The sequence below is a fragment of the Fictibacillus nanhaiensis genome (assembly GCF_023715445.1).
Taxonomy (GTDB): Bacteria; Bacillota; Bacilli; order Bacillales; family Fictibacillaceae; genus Fictibacillus; species Fictibacillus nanhaiensis_D.
This window is the reverse complement of the sequence record NZ_JAMBOD010000004.1, coordinates 236,698-253,263: the sequence shown is the minus strand read 5'-3', so window position 1 is coordinate 253,263 and position 16,566 is coordinate 236,698. Positions and strand designations below refer to the sequence as shown.

Genomic DNA, 16,566 nt, shown 5'->3' with positions numbered 1-16,566 from the left:
GGATAGCTGGGTTGTGAAGTTTGGTTTTCAAAGAAGAAGTCCTTTGTACAGAATGGGATGCCGACATTCGCTCGTTGTTTCCGTTAGATAGCCGTTCAGAAAATGACTCAAACACTCACATTGAAGGTTAAAGTCTGGAAGAACATCTTTCCCGTCTGAAAAAGGTCGTTAAGTTTTTCTGTCCCACTTTCGTTCCATGGACCTAGCGGATTGGCGCAAGGAAAAGTCCTTGCTTTCTGAGCAAGTGAAGCGTGTCCGTGAAACATTTGAAGGACGTCTTGTTGAAAAGATTGCAAATCCATTACCGATTGGTCCTTTACAGTTAGAAACAATCGGTGAACTGATCTCTTTTGCTTCATCCCATGAAAGTGAACATATTGGAGTTATCAAAACGATGAATCATGCCGTTAAATCTACAGTAAGCACCAAATAGATGTTGAACGTAAAATAAAAAGGGAAGAGGAGGATTTGATTGTCAAAGGATTTTCACTACCATTAAAGCTGCCTGTTTCCGCAAAAAATGTGTATGAAGCGATTTCCACAGAAAGAGGCGTAAGAAAATGGTGGACAGAGTTCGCAGATGTTGGACATGATACAGGAAGCATGGCAGAGTTTCGTTTTCCAAAGGCTGGTTTTTATGTAAAAGCAGAGATTCAATCATTAGTCCCTACTAAGCTGGTCGAATGGAAAGTAATAGATTCCATGCATCCTGAAAAAAGTGGATTTTCGAATCTAAGAGATTGGGAAGGAACATTGATTCGTTTTGAAATCGAGCACGTTTCAGAAAATGAGTCGGTGCTGCACTTTACCCATCAGGGGCTTTCGAAAGAACTTGAATGTTACCAAGTTTGTGAGAATGGATGGTGTTCTCTTATCTTTCAAGTTTAAAGGATCTTCTTGTGAAGGGGCAGGGAAAACCTTATTTGGACGATACGGAAAATAATATGGCTTCAACCAAAATAAACCGTTAGATTATAAAGAAAAAGAGAAGCATTCCATCAAAATGATGGAATACCTCTTTTTGTTGTGAATGAAGAAAAGCGTAAGAAGGAGGTACCCCTTACGCTATTTCTTTTAACTATATTTATTGATAGATACGGCCACCGGATCGCTTAAATTCTTCAGCCTTCTTCTTCATACCGGTTTCAATAGCTTCTTCTGTATCCAGGTTGTTTTCTTTTGCAAAATTTCGTATGTCTTGAGAGATCCTCATGCTGCAGAATTTAGGGCCGCACATGGAACAGAAATGCGCTGTTTTCGCACCTTCGGCAGGGAGCGTTTCATCATGATATTCTATGGCGCGTTCAGGGTCTAACGATAAATGGAACTGATCCATCCAGCGGAATTCGAATCGAGCTTTTGATAGGGCATCGTCTCTTTTTTGTGCTCCCGGATGTCCTTTTGCCAGATCGGCAGCATGTGCGGCAATCTTATAGGTAATCACCCCTTCACGAACATCATCCTTGTTCGGCAGGCCTAAATGTTCTTTCGGAGTTACATAGCATAGCATCGCTGTTCCGTACCATCCGATCATTGCAGCGCCGATCGCTGACGTAATGTGATCATAACCCGGGGCAATGTCGGTAGTGAGCGGGCCGAGTGTATAAAAAGGAGCATCCTGACACGCGATCTGCTGTCTGTCCATGTTCTCCCTGATCAGGTGCATAGGAACATGGCCAGGTCCTTCAACCATCACCTGTACATCATGCTTCCAAGCGATCTTGGTCAGTTCTCCAAGGGTTTCCAATTCCGCAAACTGCGCTTCATCATTGGCGTCACGAATAGACCCCGGACGCAGTCCATCCCCTAAAGAAAAGGCGATATCGTATGTTTTCATGATCTCACAGATTTCTTCGAAGTGCGTATACAAGAAGTTTTCTTTATGGTGATGCAAACACCATTGTGCCATGATCGACCCGCCTCGGGATACGATGCCTGTTAAACGTTTTGCTGTTAATGGTACATAACGAAGCAAAACACCCGCGTGAATGGTGAAATAATCAACACCTTGCTCTGCTTGTTCGATTAAGGTATCGCGGTAAATCTCCCAAGTAAGATCTTCAGCGACTCCCTTTACTTTTTCAAGTGCCTGATAGATCGGTACAGTGCCGACGGGGACAGACGAGTTGCGGATGATCCACTCCCGTGTTGTATGAATGTTTTTTCCCGTCGATAGATCCATGATCGTATCAGCACCCCAGCGAGTTGCCCATGTCATTTTTTCAACTTCTTCCTCAATCGAGGATGAAACCGCAGAATTACCGATATTCGCATTGATCTTAACGTGAAAGTTTCGGCCGATAATCATCGGTTCTGATTCTGGATGGTTGATGTTTGACGGGATGATCGCACGCCCCTTTGCGACTTCATCACGGACGAATTCAGGTTTCATATTTTCTCTGATCGCGATAAATTCCATTTCGGGTGTGATGATTCCTTTTTTCGCATAATGAAGCTGTGTGACATTCTTTCCGTTTTTGGAACGCAATGGTTTTCGTTTTAAACCCGGAAATACGTGGTGATGAACACGGGGGTCATTTTCATCGGTAAAACCATTATCCAGAGCTTGAATCTCACGGCCTTCATATTCCTCAACATCGCTCCGTTCCCAAATCCACGAACTCCTAAGAGCAGGAATGCCTTTTGTGATATCAACAACATAATCCGGGTCTGTATAAGGCCCGCTCGTATCATACACATGAACCGGATGATTTTCTTCTTCCCCAAATGAACCGGTAGTTGGGCTTAGTTCGATCTTACGCATCGGAACTCTGATATCCGGCCTGGAACCCGTTGCATATACTTTTTTGCTTCCTGGAAAATTTGACATGATGGAAACGCTTTGCTCATTTGATGACAGAGTTGACATTACACTGATCTCCCCTTTGATATGATAGGAAGGACAAGATACAGAACACAACACGTGGATAAGCTGAAAAACACATAAAAAAGCCGGTGTCCCGTATATGGATGGACCCGGCTAAATATGTACGCAGAAGCAGTATCTTTGCTGCATGAATTCTTAACTTCCCCACGCTGGTATGAACCAGATCAGGTCCCAAGAGTCAAGAAACTTCATCGTGTTTCTTTCTCAGCCCAACTCGTTGGACTCCCCTAGTTACTTAGTATTCAATTTGGTTTCAGTATAAAGAAATCATCATCAAAGTTAAAGGGAATTTGGGAAAATAGGACATTTTGATTATTTTATTCATAGATCTTCAGGCATTTGAACATAACCCCTGAGTTTAGCAACCTCTTTTCCTTGTATGAATTATGTAATCATTCATTTTATCTAAGATTTATGTACATACTAAGAAAAAATATAAGGAGACTATTGTCTAAATGGAACATAACCCAAAGCTTGTATCATCTGAAGTAGCTGCATTATGGAGTGCATATATGCAGAATTCCATGGCTCATTGTATCGTTCAACATTTTGATGCGGTAAACGAAGATGTCGATAGTAAAGAAATCATCCAATCTGCTTTAACGAACTGTCAATTTGTTGTGAACGAAGTGAAGGGAATCTTTGAAAAAGAAAATCATGCCGTTCCGATCGGGTTCACACAAGAGGACGTGAACATAAAAGCAGCCCGATTGTATTCAGATCTGTTTGCACTCCGGTATATCAAATACATGGCGGCTGCCGGAACTGCAGCAGCAGCTGCCTTACTGGAAGTATTGGCAAGGGACGATGTTAGAAAACTCTTTTCGGAAATTTCCGCGAGATTTATGAAACTATACAATGATGCTTGTGATCTGCTTCTAAAAAAGGGTGCTTTTGTTCGCTCCCCAACAATTACACCCATGGAAAAGGCGGAATATCTTCAGGATGAATCCTTTTTATCGGGATTAATTGGCAGACATCGCCCTTTAACGGTCATTGAACTCGCCCATATTTCTAAAAATACGGAAACAAATTCTATCGGAAGAACCTTCATAAGTGGTTTTTCACAAACGGCTAAGTCGTCTGAAGTCAGAAAATATATGGAGAGAGGGACAGAGATCGCTGCAAAGCATGAAACGGTGTTCAGAGATATTCTGATTAAGGATGGAGTGCCTTTGCCAAGCTCATGGGATTCTGCAATCTCACAATCGATCGAACCTCCTTTTTCAGATAAGTTAATGATGTTTCAGATTAACAGTTTAACCGCCATTAGCGTTGCTGGCTATGGAACATCCGTCGGTACGAGCCTCCGAAACGATTTAGGAGGACATTATACGAGGCTGGTTGCTGAAATCCTTGAGTATGGGCATGATGGTACGAAATTGATGATTAAAAAAAGATGGTTGGAGCAGCCACCGCAAAATATTGATAGAGAAGCATTAAGAAACAGAAGTGTATGATTGGGAAACTAAAATAAAAGCTGATTGTCCTGCTTTAGGATAATCAGCTTTCTTAGATATGGGAGCATATTAAATTTTTCCGCCATCTTCATTATTCTCAACCATATACCTCAACATGGAGAGCTTGTTCTCCCAGAACTTTTCGTAATATGAGAGCCATTGCTTCACTTCTGTCAGAGGTTCAGGATGAAGCTGGTAGATCTTTTCGCGGCCTTCCTTGCGGCCAGAGATCAGCTCTGCTTCTGTTAAGATCTGCAGATGCTTTGTAACTGCAGTCCGGCTCATCGAAAAATGGGAGGTGATCTCCGAGATCGGCCGTTCACTTTCTGCGAGCAGCCGGAGAACCTCACGCCGTGTCGGGTCCGCTATTGCTTTAAAGACATCATGTTTTTCAGCAGATGCTGCCACTTAGCCCTCAACTACCTTTTTCAATCTCTCATGAACAATACCAACCCAGCCACCGTTCATGCGATCGCGGATAATGGAACTCTTTTCTCCTGCTTTTCCAACAACCGCATCTGCGTCTTTCCATCCGCCATGAATAAGTGTGAATTCAGTCTGATCACCTTGTTCTTTTAATAAAAAGGTAATGACCCAGCCATCCGTATCCCATGCAAAAGAAAGCTTATGAGGTTCATCGATCACGAGCACTTTGCACGGTGACGGTCCAAAAGGGGACTGGATGTGAAACTCGTGTCCTTCAACCGCCTTAAAGTCGTTCGGCATGAACCAGGATGACATCCCTTCTGCTGTGGAAACAGAATCCCATACCTTTTGAATTGGTGCGTTAAAAACAACGGTTTGTTTGATATCTTGTAATGTTGCCATTTGTTCATCTCCTCAGATAATATATAACCATTTGGTTTCATGTTTAGGATATAACACCTTTTGGTTGTATGTCAATCAGCAATCACTAATTGGATAAATATGCTAAAATGACATGGAGAACATGGTAAACGAAATGAGGTTATAGGTCATGACAGAATCAGTCTCAACCATTGAAACAAATCGTATACCCGAAAAAGTGGATGAAGTAGTGGATGTTTATCTTAAATTGATAGAGGAAAGACTGCCAGACTTATTGGAATCGTTCTACTTGTTTGGTTCTGTTTCATTAGGTGCCTATCAAGAAGGAATGAGTGACATCGATTTCTATGCGGTCGTAAACCGAAAGCTGACAGATGCTGATGTTGAAGTCTTGAAGCAAGTTCATAAAGAAATGAAGAAAAAATATCCGAAGCCAAGTCTCGATGGCATGTATATCAGAAGGGAGGATCTGGACGGACGAAACGCAGGCCTTCAATCATGTCCCTATTTTAACGAGGGAAAACTGCAGTTGTTTCGAGCTTTTCATCGAAACTGGATTGATGCTTTTCAGCTTAAATCGTATGGGATTGTCCTAAAAGGACTACCGATTGAAACCTATAACATACCGGTTGATTGGAACGAGCTAAAAACGAATCTGGTAGAAAACATCAATTCCTATTGGGCGAATTGGACAAAAAGGTGTGAAACGATCACATCTCTTCAATATCCAGGACTCTTTGTGAGCGGCAGTTTAATTGAGTGGGGAGTTCTTGGCGTCACCCGTCTCTATTATTCGATTAAAGAAGAAGATATCATTTCAAAAGTTGGGGCAGGGGAATATGCTTTGCGGACTGTTCCTCACCAGTATCATCAAATACTTCAAGAAGCCTTAAGGATCAGAAAGGGAGATAAAACTTCTTATTATAAGTCAGTTTTCAAAAGAAGAAGAGATGCTCTGGCTTATCTGAAATTTATTATAGAAGCATGTAATAGCACAATCAAAGGAACAAGCTGACTTAGATCAATGTATGAGTCAGCTTTATTTGTTGTATCCACTAACTTAGTCCCCATGTTAACCCGAAGTATGTTAATCTGTCTTTTTATGTTTCTCTTTACTTTTGTACATAATGAGTAAGAGGTAAATATTAGAGGAAAGTGTGATTGAATGTGAAGCAGGTAACAAAGGTGTTTTGGTTCTCCCTCGTCATTTCACTGATCTTTGTGTTGTGGGGCGTGATTTCCCCGAAATACTCAGAGCGTGTTATGACGGTCTGGAAGGGATTTTTCTTAAATAATTTTGGCTGGTATTACCAATTGGTTGCGACGTTCTTTCTGATTTTCGCTCTCTTTTTGGTCTTTAGCCGGTACGGCAATATTAAGCTTGGGAAAGATGAGGATAAGCCGGAGTTCAGCCGTCCGACGTGGTTTGCCATGTTATTCAGTGCCGGGATGGGAATCGGATTGCTATTCTTTGGAGTATCAGAACCTATCTCCCATTTTACTACGCCGCCAGTCGGGGAAGGAGGCACTGTTCAGGCTGCGAAAACAGCGCTGCGTTATACATATTTGCATTGGGGTTTTCATGCTTGGGCGATCTACGCGACAATCGCATTGATATTGGCGTACTACAAGTTTAGAAAAGGTCTGCCGGGATTGATGAGTGTCACGCTCTATCCATTGATCGGTGAAAAAGTAAAAGGTCCGATCGGTACTGTTATCGATATTGTCGCGGTGTTTGCAACCATTTTTGGAGTGGCTGCCTCCCTTGGTCTCGGGGCTGCACAGATCAATGCTGGAATGAGCTATGTGTTTGGGATACCGAATAATTTCACCATACAGCTTGTCATCATTGGCATTGTGACGCTTCTATATCTCATTTCAGCTGGAACCGGAATCCGTAAGGGAATTAAATATTTGAGCAACGCGAACCTGATTTTAGCTCTCGTTGTGTTCTTTCTGTTCTTGGTTCTGGGTCCGACTGTATTCTTGCTGGATTTGATGGTTTCGACGTTTGGCAGCTATATTCAGTATTTGCCGAGCTTAGGGCTGCGTCTCGCTCCTTTTAATAAAGAAAATGCGACTTGGGTGCAGGACTGGACGATCTTTTATTGGGCATGGTGGATCGCATGGGCGCCTTTTGTTGGAACCTTCATCGCTCGTGTCTCCAAAGGAAGGACGGTAAGGGAGTTCGTCATCGCCGTCTTAGTCATTCCGACACTCGTGTGTGTAATTTGGTTTGCGGTGTTCGGCGGAACAGGGATCTATATGGAAATATTCGAGAACTTGAAAGTATCTGAGCAATCGTTAGAAACAGCGCTGTTCTTTGTGTATCAACAAATGCCGTTCGCGATGGTCCTGATCGTTCTGACGTTGTTCCTGATCTCTACTTTCTTTATTACTTCAGCAGACTCGGCAACATTCGTATTGGGTATGCAAACGACGAACGGAAGTTTAAACCCGCCAAACTCTGTAAAAATCATCTGGGGACTTGTCCTTTCCGCGTCAGCGATCGTATTGATGCTTTCTGGTGGATTGAATGCCATGCAGACGGCTATTATTGTCAGCGCGTTTCCGCTATCCTTCGTTCTTCTGCTCATGACGGTATCGTTGTTGAAGTCGTTTAGAGAAGAGATAAAAGAAAAGAAGAGAAAGGTTTAGAAATAATTTTAATGCCTGTTTCAAAAAGAAAATTCTTTGGGACAGGCCACCTTTAACACGGAAAAAGTCTGTTTATCTTCTCAGGCTTTTTCTTTTTGTTCAGCTTTCTTCCTTTTAATCACTGTGGTAAGTAAGAAAACAACGACAGCAGCAATCGATGAACAAACGATAAGCTGTGTCGTTGATAAGGAAAATAACTTAGCAAGTTCTACTGAGTAAGCGAAGATTGAAGCTGTGAAAAGCTTGGATAGGGCGGCAAGAATTAAGAACCTTCTGAATGACACTGTTCCAAGACCTGCTCCTATACAGATGATCTCATCCGGGAGAACTGGGGTGATGAACATGATAACTAAAAAGAATGTCTCGTTTTTTTGTACATAGGTTTGGTATTTGATCAGATGCGTTTCCTTTACAAACTTTGCAAGGATAGGCTGGCCGCCGAACCTTGCGATGAGGTACATAACAACGATACCTGCAAGTGTTCCAAGGAATCCTAAAAGGATGGCTGTGACAGGGCCGAATGCAGCACTTGCACCTGCGATGGTCACCACTTCTGGAATGGGAAGGATAATCGGCTGGACGAAGCAGATCGCCATATAAATGAATTTGGCAGTAGACTCATATTGTTTTAGCAGATTTTCAAAACCGTACATATCCGTTAATACTAGCAGCTTTGTCAGGTAAAAGACCGCAAAGACGATTAAGATGACAGCAAAGAAATAGATGACTAAGAGGCGTGTGATCTTTAAGGATTCAATGTTTCTCTTCACTAAGAAAAATACATCGAACCCGACTATGATAAGTGCGAAGGCGATCCCAATCAGTTTGAAGACAGGCTGAATCGTTGACAGGAGCATGAAAAGTGTAACAAGCGTAAGAGCGGTTAGTGTAAAATGCACAAAAAGTTCCAGTGTTAATTGTTTTCGGTTGAAGGTGTCTGTCATAATCTCGTTCTCCGTTCGTAGTCGTTATAGAATATTTTAGTCAACGAAACGAACTTCAGACAGTTTCTGAAGGTGTAAATGTGTGTAAGACTTGAGGCGTATTAAAACGATACTCATACATGGAACTTTTTTTATTAGGATGTTTTCGTATTCATTGTTGTTTTTTGAAAGTAGTTGATCTCCGTTTCAGGATGCTCGCTTTCCGCGAGGGGTAAGGTGAGCCCCGGCGAAAGATATATGAAGTGCCGAAGCAAGCTTCCTCGTCACATGCCTTGCGAGAAGAATTACTCAGGTAGTCGGCACGCTGATCCCGCAGGAGTCTCGCATCTTACACTCCAATCAACATGCCCCTGGAGGCATATCACAAAAATCCCCCAGAAGCATCTTTTAGAAAAGAGCCTTTTATTAAAAGCCGTCGATTGTAAATATTTTATGATAATTTTCTGGTTTCACTATGACTCTTTAAGTTAATAAGATAATATGAATTTCTCTATTCTTGAAGAGCAGGTGAAATATGTATAAAATATCAGACAAACTTTATAACAATAATAAAGGTTATATTTATATCCCAATTAGCTGGAGAGAAGAGTTTCAACTTTCAAATGGGGCAGAGGTAGGGATTGATCTCGTGGACGGTATCCTTACCATTGATAAGAACCTTACAAGAGAATATATCCAAAAGATTACTTCAAAAGGTAAACTCACTATACCTTATGATCTAAGGCAGAAGTTATCTTATCAAACGTATAATATTTACATTATACATAGTATCGAAAGGGTAATCTTAGTTCCTGATCATTTGAGTATTGATTAAAGGGAACTTCTACATAACGCATAATAAACCTAACCTAATGGAGCCATTGATGAGCTTATTCATCGTTGGCTTTTTTTATTCATTTCAAAATATTTTAAAAATTATGACGAAAAGTGTAGACTTCAATAAAATCAAATGGTAAAATCTTACTATATAGTACAAATGCGGGGGTATTTCGTACTATAAAATCTTAATAGGAGGATGTTTGGAGTTCGTAAATATTAAACAATCAAATAAAAACTGTAAACTAGGAGGATGTTGATGACTTTTAAAATGAATTATGAAAAGGTGAAGGATTACGAGATTAACGAAGACACGATGGCAATCGTTCCATTTATTAATGAGAAAGGTGCTGTTTGGTCAGAAATCTTTGAACGTGAAGCATTAATCCTGGTCGAAAAGAAGCCTTTTCGAATCATCAAGGACAACTGCCTGTACTACGGCGGGTCTTATGATGGTAAAAAAGAAGCGGCACGAATCAATATGGGAAAGATGTGTTTCGCACCAATCATGATTGATTCCAAACTTGATTTATATTTCTTTCCTATCCAATCACCACGAAATGATACCTGCATCTGGCTTGCACAGCCGCACATCCGAAGAATAGATACGATTGGGCATAAACGTGCCAGCGTCATTTTTTCTAACGGTATGGATCTACCCATCGAAAATACCCGCGCATCATTAGTAGGCAAACTCCATCGAGCAGCTCAATACAGAAGTGTCCTCTTAAAGCGACAAGTTAAGAGATCTAATCTAATCCTTACATAGGATATAAATAGAAAAAAGCGCCTGATGCGACGTGTATCAGGCGTTTTTGTATGGGTTTTTAAATAGGATTCTCTTTTTGGAAAAAAGAGTTCGTTATTTGTGTTTTTGGCAAGCACATACTGAATTTACGTCCATTTGAAACAGACATTTAAAATTAATCCCACGTTAATTCACTTTTTTCTTGGCTTAATTGAAATAATCCCACGTTAAGGGGCAAGAATCCCACGTTAATTAAAATAAAAACGATTTTCGACAGAGCTCGACAAACACTCTCACCAATCCATGATAGCAGCTGCTCACTTTTCGTCCAACACGCTCTTGGCCAACAGGCTTATAACCGAATCATCCATTGGCGGGTTGTGGAGTCCTGCTCTTACGTCTCGGAAGTAACGCTGTAATGGATTATCTTGAGACAAGCTTTTTGCACCAACAATTCTCATTGCGATATCAACTATTTTGTTCGCTCCGTTTGTGACAATGTGCTTAACAGCGGCCAGTTCTGCACCCATGCTATGTCTCTCGTCAGGAAAGGAGACCCATTTATCAGCCACTGCATATAACATTTGCTTGCATTTGTAGTATTCGAGCTCCATTTCTCCGACTTTTCTTTGAACTTCGGGAACGATTTTTATAGGTCCTGGCAGGCTGTTTGGTGAATACGTTTTTGCAAAATCAATGGCATACTCCCGTGCCGCACCTGCGATCCCCAGATAACAAGCGGGTATGTGAAGCAGCCAGGCTTTCGGAAAGGCATAATTCGTTTGATCGCCTTCTTCTTCAACCAGAAAGTGAGAAGGGATGCTTACGTTGTTTAAGTATAAGTCATCACTTCTCGTTCCTTGCATGGAGATCATGTTCCAGGTTTCTTCAATTGATATCCCCTCTAAGGAATGATCCACTAAAAATACGCCTTTTTTATCTGAATCCCCAATCCGGGCTGTAACAAGGGAATAATCCAGTGCGACGGCCATAGATGTAAATGATTTTCTGCCATTCAACACCCATGTTTCACCGTGACGAACGGCTGTTGTTTGAGGCATGCCTCCACGGGTAGGAGAGCCTGTAGCGGGTTCCGTAGCGGCCCGGTTGATCAAACATTTTCCGCCAACTATAGACTCACATAGTTTTTGAAACATATCTTCGTTCCAAGCGCCAGTCTCAGCAATTTCCAGCAGACTGCCTAAATGCCAGCCAAGACATAGAGCTGTTGCGCTGTCTCCTTTCGCGATCACTTCTTGTATGGAAAGAAACTCATGTAAATTTAGTCCATGGCCGCCATACTGTTTAGGAATCGTTAAAGCATGAAATTCCTTTTCTTTTAATTCCTCAAAGTTTTTAAAAGGAAAGTGCTGTTCATCTTCAAATCTGGACGTTCTTTGTGAAAATTGCTGCGATAGTTCCTCTGCATTTTGCAGGATAGATTGAAAGGACATGAAATATTACTCCTTTTAACTCTCAACAGATTGTCGTCTAGTGCTGTCAGCGTAAGATAGGGCCGCAAAACTTAGTAGAATCATGACTGCAAAACTAGCAACCGTACTTGCAAGCATGGATAGATAGATATTTTCAATGACTCCAGTATTGGTAAAGAAGCAATAAAGTGCTGTTCCGGTGATCAAGGATGCGATCGCGCCATACTTGTGAGCATGCTTCCAAAAGTAAGCCAGTAAAATAGGAGCCATTACACCACTTATGATGGCGGAGTAGCTGAATTGAATTAACAAGGATAATGAATCCGGTCTGTTCAATGACACATACAGGGTGATCAGTCCGACGAAAACGAGTGAATACTTGGATACTTTCAATGTTCTTTGTTCCAGTTCATGATCGGACAGGTCTTTATAGAAATAAGGTGCAACGACTTTATAGATGTCATTTCCGATACTGGACGTAATCCCGAGATACAGACTGTCTGTACTTGATAAAATCGCTGAGATAATACCGAAGATTAAAAAGGCAGCGAGAACTGGATGAAACGCTTCGAATAAATAAATAGGGATGGCCTGGTCTGCATTCTGCAGGTTCGGGAAAGAGACGCGAGCTGCCAACCCTCCAAGTACCATCAGCGTTGAAATGATAAAGAGCACAAGTCCTGATGACAGTACGAACGGTCGAAGGTCTTTCTCGGAATCTAGCGATAAAATTTTATTTAATAAATGAGGCATCAGGACAAAGCCGAATAACAGAAATTGAACTGCTGCAATAGCAAGCTTGCTGTTGTATGGGCTTCCTTCTGCAGTATTAACCGCTTTTACGAGATTTGGGTCTATACTTGCAAGTTTGGAAGTTAATGTGCCAAAATCACCGACTACCCAAAAGATAGAGAAAAATACGAGAATACTAGTGACGGCCATGAATATTCCCTGGATTCCATCACTAACCAGCTGGGCATACGCGCCGCCAAGTCCGATGTATAGAATTGTAATGAATACAGCAATTGCGATTCCCCATACATAAGGCATGCCGACAAGGGTTTCAAAAATAGTAGCCAAGCCGACATTCTGGCCAACAATATAATAAATATTGAAAAGAATTAAGAGAGCAACAAGCACTTGCAAGGTTTTACTGTTATATCGTTTGCCCAGCCATTCAGGGAGCGTCAGCACATGACCGTATTTCTTCGAGTAGCTATAAAACTTCTTAGCGAGCATCACGAGTGCAATCCATGAAACACCAAAACAGCCGAGGGTGTACCATAAGACGGAAGTGCCGTATTGATAAGCAAGGCCGGGAACGCCGATGAACAGATTCACGCTCGCATAGGTAGCTGCGAAACTGGCGCCGACGATAATTGGGCTGACACTGCCTTTTGCTGTTGTGAACCCTTTTAATGTCTGACTAAAGGCATAGCCTTTCTTTCCGATCCAGGTCACTAAGAAGAAATAAGCGATAAAGAGAAAGACAACTACCCATATTACATAGTCTGGTATGTTCGCTAGCATTACTCGCCGCCTCCTTTTGGATAATATTTATAAACAATCGTTAATCCGATGATCCAGCATACTGCGATTAATAAAAAGTACGTAGTGATCATAATCGACATCGTCTCCTTTAGTTGATAATTGGTGTAACTTCTTCAAGGCTCTCGGGATTCTGAAGAGTAGAAATATCGCCAAGCGGCTTTCCTAAATACCGGTTCTTCAGCAATCGGCGGGCAATCTTTCCGCTTTGTGTTTTAGGCAGAGCAGAAATTCTGATGATTTTGTCTGGTTTTAGTGCTTTTCCAAGTTTGAGGCTAAGGTGTTCTCCGAGTTCAGCTTCACTTACTTCATCGTGTAAAACCGCAAACACAACGGCTGCTTCTCCTTTAATCGTGTGCGGGACACCGATGGCAGCACTCTCGATTACCTTTTTGTGACTGGAGAGTGCGATTTCAATCTCGCTCGGGCCAAGGCGTTTTCCGGCAATTTTTAACGTATCATCTGCACGTCCAAGGATGTACCAGATCCCGTCTTCATCCGTTTCTGCAAGGTCTCCATGTGCCCATACACCGTCCCATTTGCTCCAATACGATTTAAGATATCTTTCATCATCTTCCCAAAACGAATAGGTCATTCCCAAAAACGGCTGTTGAAGAGCAAGTTCTCCGATAGATCCATCTGTGTCATCGCCTTGTTCATTCAGAATGGCAGCATTTATTCCAGGTATTGGTCCATGAAAACCACAAGGCTTAAGAGGTTTCGTGGGGTAGCAGCCGAGGATACCGCCTGAGATCTCGGTGCCCCCAGAGTAATTGATGATCGGACATCGATTCTCGCCGATATGTTCCAAGTACCACTGCCAGGCTTCAGGATTCCAGGCTTCTCCAGTCGAACCAAGAATACGAAGAGAGGAGAGGTCATTCTTTTTAAAAACCTGAAGATCACGCGTCATCAAGGAACGAATAACCGTAGGGGCCAGTCCGAAAACGGAAACCCGGTGTTTTTCAATGAGAGACAACAGGCGGTTAGTTTCTGGATAATCAGGACTGCCTTCGTACAATACGAGTGTGATTCCGTGGATGCCGGAGCCGAGTAAGATCCATGGTCCCATCATCCAGCCGAAGTCCGTCACCCAGAATAACCGGTCGTTCTTTTTTACATCAAAGCAGAAGTACATATCAATCGCACTTTTTAGCGCATAGCTCGTATGTGAATGCAGTGTTCCTTTTGGTTTTCCGGTTGTACCTGACGTGTAGATGATCAACAAAGGGTCATTCGCTTCAACGAGAACCGTCTCTGCCGATTGACCTGGCTGGATAACGTCTTTAAAATTCTTGTACTGTCCCGACCGAACCGGGGGAGCTGAATGAATTTGATTAATAACAATGACATGCTCTACAGAAGGAGACTTTGAAACAGCACGCTCGGCAACAGAGAGCAGATCAATCACTTTACCGCGTCTGTTAAATCCATCCGCGGTGATAATCGCTTTTGCTATTGGATCTTGAAGCCGGACAGCCACCGCTTCTTCTCCATAGCCTGAAAAAATAGGGATAACGATAGCTCCGATTTTTGCGCAGGCATAAAAGGCTATAGGAACCTCTTTGATCAACGGAAGGTAGATGGCAACCCGGTCACCTTTTTGAATGCCTAATTTAATCAGACCAGCCGCAAGTTCATTTACTTTTTGATTGAGCTCGGAGTAGGTGATGGAAGTTGTATGACCGTTCTCTTCTTCGATCACGAAAGCTTCTTTGCTACCATTTCCTTCCGCAATATGCTTATCAATCGTGTTCTCAACAATGTTGGTTCGTGCCTGGTTAAACCAGGATGTCCAGGCATCTCCTTTCGAGCTGTCGAACAATTGGTCATAAGGAGTGTTCCAGCGAAAATCAAACTCAGAAAGAATCGCCTCATAGAACCACGTCGGATCTTGAAGGGAACGTTCATATAACTCATCCGAATCTTTTAATTGATGTTTTTCAATAAAATGAGTCATGTTTGCGTTCTGGATCTGCTCTTCAGTAGGGAACCATTCAAATGAATGTTGTGGTTTTGTTTTCACAGTAATGTCAGCGCTCATCTTCAATTACCACCTCTCAGGAACTTCAATTAATATAGCTGTGCCTTGCCCACCGCCACCGCAGAGTGTAGCGATTCCTTTACCGCCGCCACGGCGTTTCAGTTCGTGAGCTAACGTTAAAATTAGCCGGAATCCGGTTCCTCCAAGCGGATGACCGATCGCGATCGCTCCACCGTTAACGTTCACTTTGTCAAAATTGATACCCAGTTCATTGCAGCTCGCGATAACAACACTTGCGAACGCTTCGTTGATCTCAAATAAGTCAATATCATCAATGCTTAAGCTGTTTTTCGCAAGAACATCTTTAATGGCTTGTGCCGGTTTTAGGTGCAGACTCGTATCAGGTCCTGCGATTTCGCTCCAGCCAAGAATCCTTGCAAGTGGAGTCTTTCTAAGTTCTTGTGCTTTCTCCTCTGAAGCTATGATCCCAAGACTGGCACCATCAGACATCTGTGAAGCGTTTCCTGCTGTAAGCGTGCCGTCTATTTGAAAAGCAGGACGCAGTTTTGCTAGTTTGTCTACTGAAGAATTAGGGCGGATTCCTTCATCTTCCTCAAGAGTAAATTTACCGGTATCGACCGGTATAATCTCGGTTTGAAGTCTGCCTTTCTTTCTGGCATCTTCCGCTCTGGTCTGGGAAAGGACAGCATATGCGTCCTGCTGTTCACGTGTTATACCAAGGTCGGTATTTTTGTTGTCACTTAATAGACCCATAGATTGTTCATTAATTGAGCACCGTAGCCCATCATTTAAGGAATCGTAAAATTCAACCGCTCCAAATGAAAGTTCTTGCCGGATGGGAGCAAGGTGTGGAGCGTTTGTCATCGAATCAAAGCCCCCGGTAATAAAAAGCTCTCCTTCGTTAAAGTGAATCCGCCGAACTGCGTCAATAACGGTTGAGATTCCAGCGAGACATACGTTGTTTAACGTAATCGCGGGTGTACTGAGTGAAACACCTGCGTTCGAGGCAACTTTCCTAGCTGGGTTCTGACCCTGGCCAGCCTGGATCACTTGCGCTAAAATCACGCCATCTGCCTCTTTGGCCTCTGGAGTTCTTGATTGTAACTCTTTTAATGCGATCGTTCCTAAATCAGTCCCGTTAAAAGGGGATAATGAACCTTTCCATTTACCAAAGGGAGTACGCACCCCATCTAAAATCACTGCACTCATCTAACTCGTCTCCTTTTTATACAATTAAAAAAACCTCTTTCCCAAAAAATA

Annotated in this window: 15 protein-coding genes and 1 riboswitch; of the genes, 7 read left to right on the top strand and 8 right to left on the bottom strand. The window is 42.4% G+C overall.

What is annotated here, in order from left to right:
- Nucleotides 1-229: 229 nt before the first annotated feature.
- Together M3196_RS13555 and M3196_RS13550 are read left to right on the top strand one after the other, a co-directional pair.
- Nucleotides 230-433, top strand: coding sequence for a hypothetical protein (locus M3196_RS13555; RefSeq protein WP_251322853.1), 204 nt, complete (start codon nt 230-232; stop codon nt 431-433).
- 35 nt (nt 434-468) lie between these two features.
- Entirely contained in the window at nt 469-888 is a 420-nt protein-coding gene (locus M3196_RS13550) for an SRPBCC family protein (protein ID WP_251322852.1), read from the top strand.
- Nucleotides 889-1,084: 196 nt separating this feature from the next.
- On the opposite strand, the gene thiC is transcribed toward M3196_RS13550, so the two are convergent.
- Nucleotides 1,085-2,869, bottom strand: coding sequence for a phosphomethylpyrimidine synthase ThiC (gene thiC / locus M3196_RS13545; protein ID WP_251322851.1), 1,785 nt, complete (start codon nt 2,867-2,869; stop codon nt 1,085-1,087).
- A gap of 142 nt (nt 2,870-3,011) precedes the next feature.
- Nucleotides 3,012-3,126, bottom strand: a riboswitch (TPP riboswitch).
- Nucleotides 3,127-3,342: 216 nt separating this feature from the next.
- On the opposite strand from thiC, the gene M3196_RS13540 reads away from it, so the two are divergent.
- The gene (locus M3196_RS13540; RefSeq protein WP_251322850.1) at nt 3,343-4,347 is read left to right on the top strand and encodes a DUF3231 family protein; all 1,005 of its coding nucleotides are present in this window, start codon (nt 3,343-3,345) and stop codon (nt 4,345-4,347) included.
- A gap of 69 nt (nt 4,348-4,416) precedes the next feature.
- Here M3196_RS13540 and M3196_RS13535 read toward each other — a convergent pair whose 3' ends face one another.
- Nucleotides 4,417-4,755 (bottom strand): ArsR/SmtB family transcription factor, encoded by a 339-nt coding sequence (locus tag M3196_RS13535; RefSeq protein ID WP_251322849.1) that lies wholly within the window; start codon nt 4,753-4,755, stop codon nt 4,417-4,419.
- Nucleotides 4,756-5,175, bottom strand: a complete 420-nt coding sequence (locus M3196_RS13530) for an SRPBCC family protein (protein ID WP_251322848.1) — start codon at nt 5,173-5,175, stop codon at nt 4,756-4,758.
- Nucleotides 5,176-5,323: 148 nt separating this feature from the next.
- On the opposite strand from M3196_RS13530, the gene M3196_RS13525 reads away from it, so the two are divergent.
- Nucleotides 5,324-6,169, top strand: a complete 846-nt coding sequence (locus tag M3196_RS13525; RefSeq protein ID WP_251322847.1) for an aminoglycoside adenylyltransferase domain-containing protein — start codon at nt 5,324-5,326, stop codon at nt 6,167-6,169.
- Nucleotides 6,170-6,321: 152 nt separating this feature from the next.
- Entirely contained in the window at nt 6,322-7,812 is a 1,491-nt protein-coding gene (locus M3196_RS13520; RefSeq protein WP_251322901.1) for a glycine betaine uptake BCCT transporter, read from the top strand.
- Nucleotides 7,813-7,892: 80 nt separating this feature from the next.
- Here the strand turns inward: M3196_RS13520 and M3196_RS13515 are convergent, their stop codons facing one another.
- Nucleotides 7,893-8,756, bottom strand: coding sequence for a TVP38/TMEM64 family protein (locus M3196_RS13515; RefSeq protein ID WP_251322846.1), 864 nt, complete (start codon nt 8,754-8,756; stop codon nt 7,893-7,895).
- A gap of 514 nt (nt 8,757-9,270) precedes the next feature.
- On the opposite strand from M3196_RS13515, the gene M3196_RS13510 reads away from it, so the two are divergent.
- Together M3196_RS13510 and M3196_RS13505 are read left to right on the top strand one after the other, a co-directional pair.
- A complete protein-coding gene (locus tag M3196_RS13510; RefSeq protein WP_251322845.1) occupies nt 9,271-9,570 on the top strand; it encodes a hypothetical protein in 300 nt (99 codons plus the stop codon).
- Between the two features lie 261 nt (nt 9,571-9,831).
- The gene (locus M3196_RS13505; RefSeq protein WP_251322844.1) at nt 9,832-10,341 is read left to right on the top strand and encodes a competence protein ComK; all 510 of its coding nucleotides are present in this window, start codon (nt 9,832-9,834) and stop codon (nt 10,339-10,341) included.
- Between the two features lie 296 nt (nt 10,342-10,637).
- Here M3196_RS13505 and M3196_RS13500 read toward each other — a convergent pair whose 3' ends face one another.
- From M3196_RS13500 to M3196_RS13485, 4 genes are all read right to left on the bottom strand, one after another.
- Nucleotides 10,638-11,774 (bottom strand): acyl-CoA dehydrogenase family protein, encoded by a 1,137-nt coding sequence (locus tag M3196_RS13500; protein WP_251322843.1) that lies wholly within the window; start codon nt 11,772-11,774, stop codon nt 10,638-10,640.
- 15 nt (nt 11,775-11,789) lie between these two features.
- Nucleotides 11,790-13,283, bottom strand: a complete 1,494-nt coding sequence (locus M3196_RS13495) for a sodium:solute symporter family protein (RefSeq protein ID WP_251322842.1) — start codon at nt 13,281-13,283, stop codon at nt 11,790-11,792.
- A gap of 109 nt (nt 13,284-13,392) precedes the next feature.
- On the bottom strand, nt 13,393-15,345 hold the full coding sequence (locus M3196_RS13490) for an AMP-binding protein (RefSeq protein WP_251322841.1): 1,953 nt from the start codon (nt 15,343-15,345) through the stop codon (nt 13,393-13,395).
- A 6-nt stretch (nt 15,346-15,351) separates the two neighbouring features.
- Entirely contained in the window at nt 15,352-16,515 is a 1,164-nt protein-coding gene (locus M3196_RS13485) for a thiolase family protein (protein ID WP_251322840.1), read from the bottom strand.
- Between the last annotated feature and the right edge of the window lie 51 nt (nt 16,516-16,566).

What these genes read in the sequence shown, in the direction of transcription:
- M3196_RS13530 (WP_251322848.1), bottom strand. Translation starts at nt 5,175, where the DNA reads ATGGCAACATTACAAGATATCAAACAAACCGTTGTTTTTAACGCACCA.
- M3196_RS13505 (WP_251322844.1), top strand. Translation starts at nt 9,832, where the DNA reads ATGACTTTTAAAATGAATTATGAAAAGGTGAAGGATTACGAGATTAAC.
- M3196_RS13515 (WP_251322846.1), bottom strand. Translation starts at nt 8,756, where the DNA reads ATGACAGACACCTTCAACCGAAAACAATTAACACTGGAACTTTTTGTG.
- thiC (WP_251322851.1), bottom strand. Translation starts at nt 2,869, where the DNA reads ATGTCAACTCTGTCATCAAATGAGCAAAGCGTTTCCATCATGTCAAAT.
- M3196_RS13485 (WP_251322840.1), bottom strand. Translation starts at nt 16,515, where the DNA reads ATGAGTGCAGTGATTTTAGATGGGGTGCGTACTCCCTTTGGTAAATGG.
- M3196_RS13490 (WP_251322841.1), bottom strand. Translation starts at nt 15,345, where the DNA reads ATGAGCGCTGACATTACTGTGAAAACAAAACCACAACATTCATTTGAA.
- M3196_RS13495 (WP_251322842.1), bottom strand. Translation starts at nt 13,283, where the DNA reads ATGCTAGCGAACATACCAGACTATGTAATATGGGTAGTTGTCTTTCTC.
- M3196_RS13510 (WP_251322845.1), top strand. Translation starts at nt 9,271, where the DNA reads ATGTATAAAATATCAGACAAACTTTATAACAATAATAAAGGTTATATT.
- M3196_RS13540 (WP_251322850.1), top strand. Translation starts at nt 3,343, where the DNA reads ATGGAACATAACCCAAAGCTTGTATCATCTGAAGTAGCTGCATTATGG.
- M3196_RS13500 (WP_251322843.1), bottom strand. Translation starts at nt 11,774, where the DNA reads ATGTCCTTTCAATCTATCCTGCAAAATGCAGAGGAACTATCGCAGCAA.
- M3196_RS13525 (WP_251322847.1), top strand. Translation starts at nt 5,324, where the DNA reads ATGACAGAATCAGTCTCAACCATTGAAACAAATCGTATACCCGAAAAA.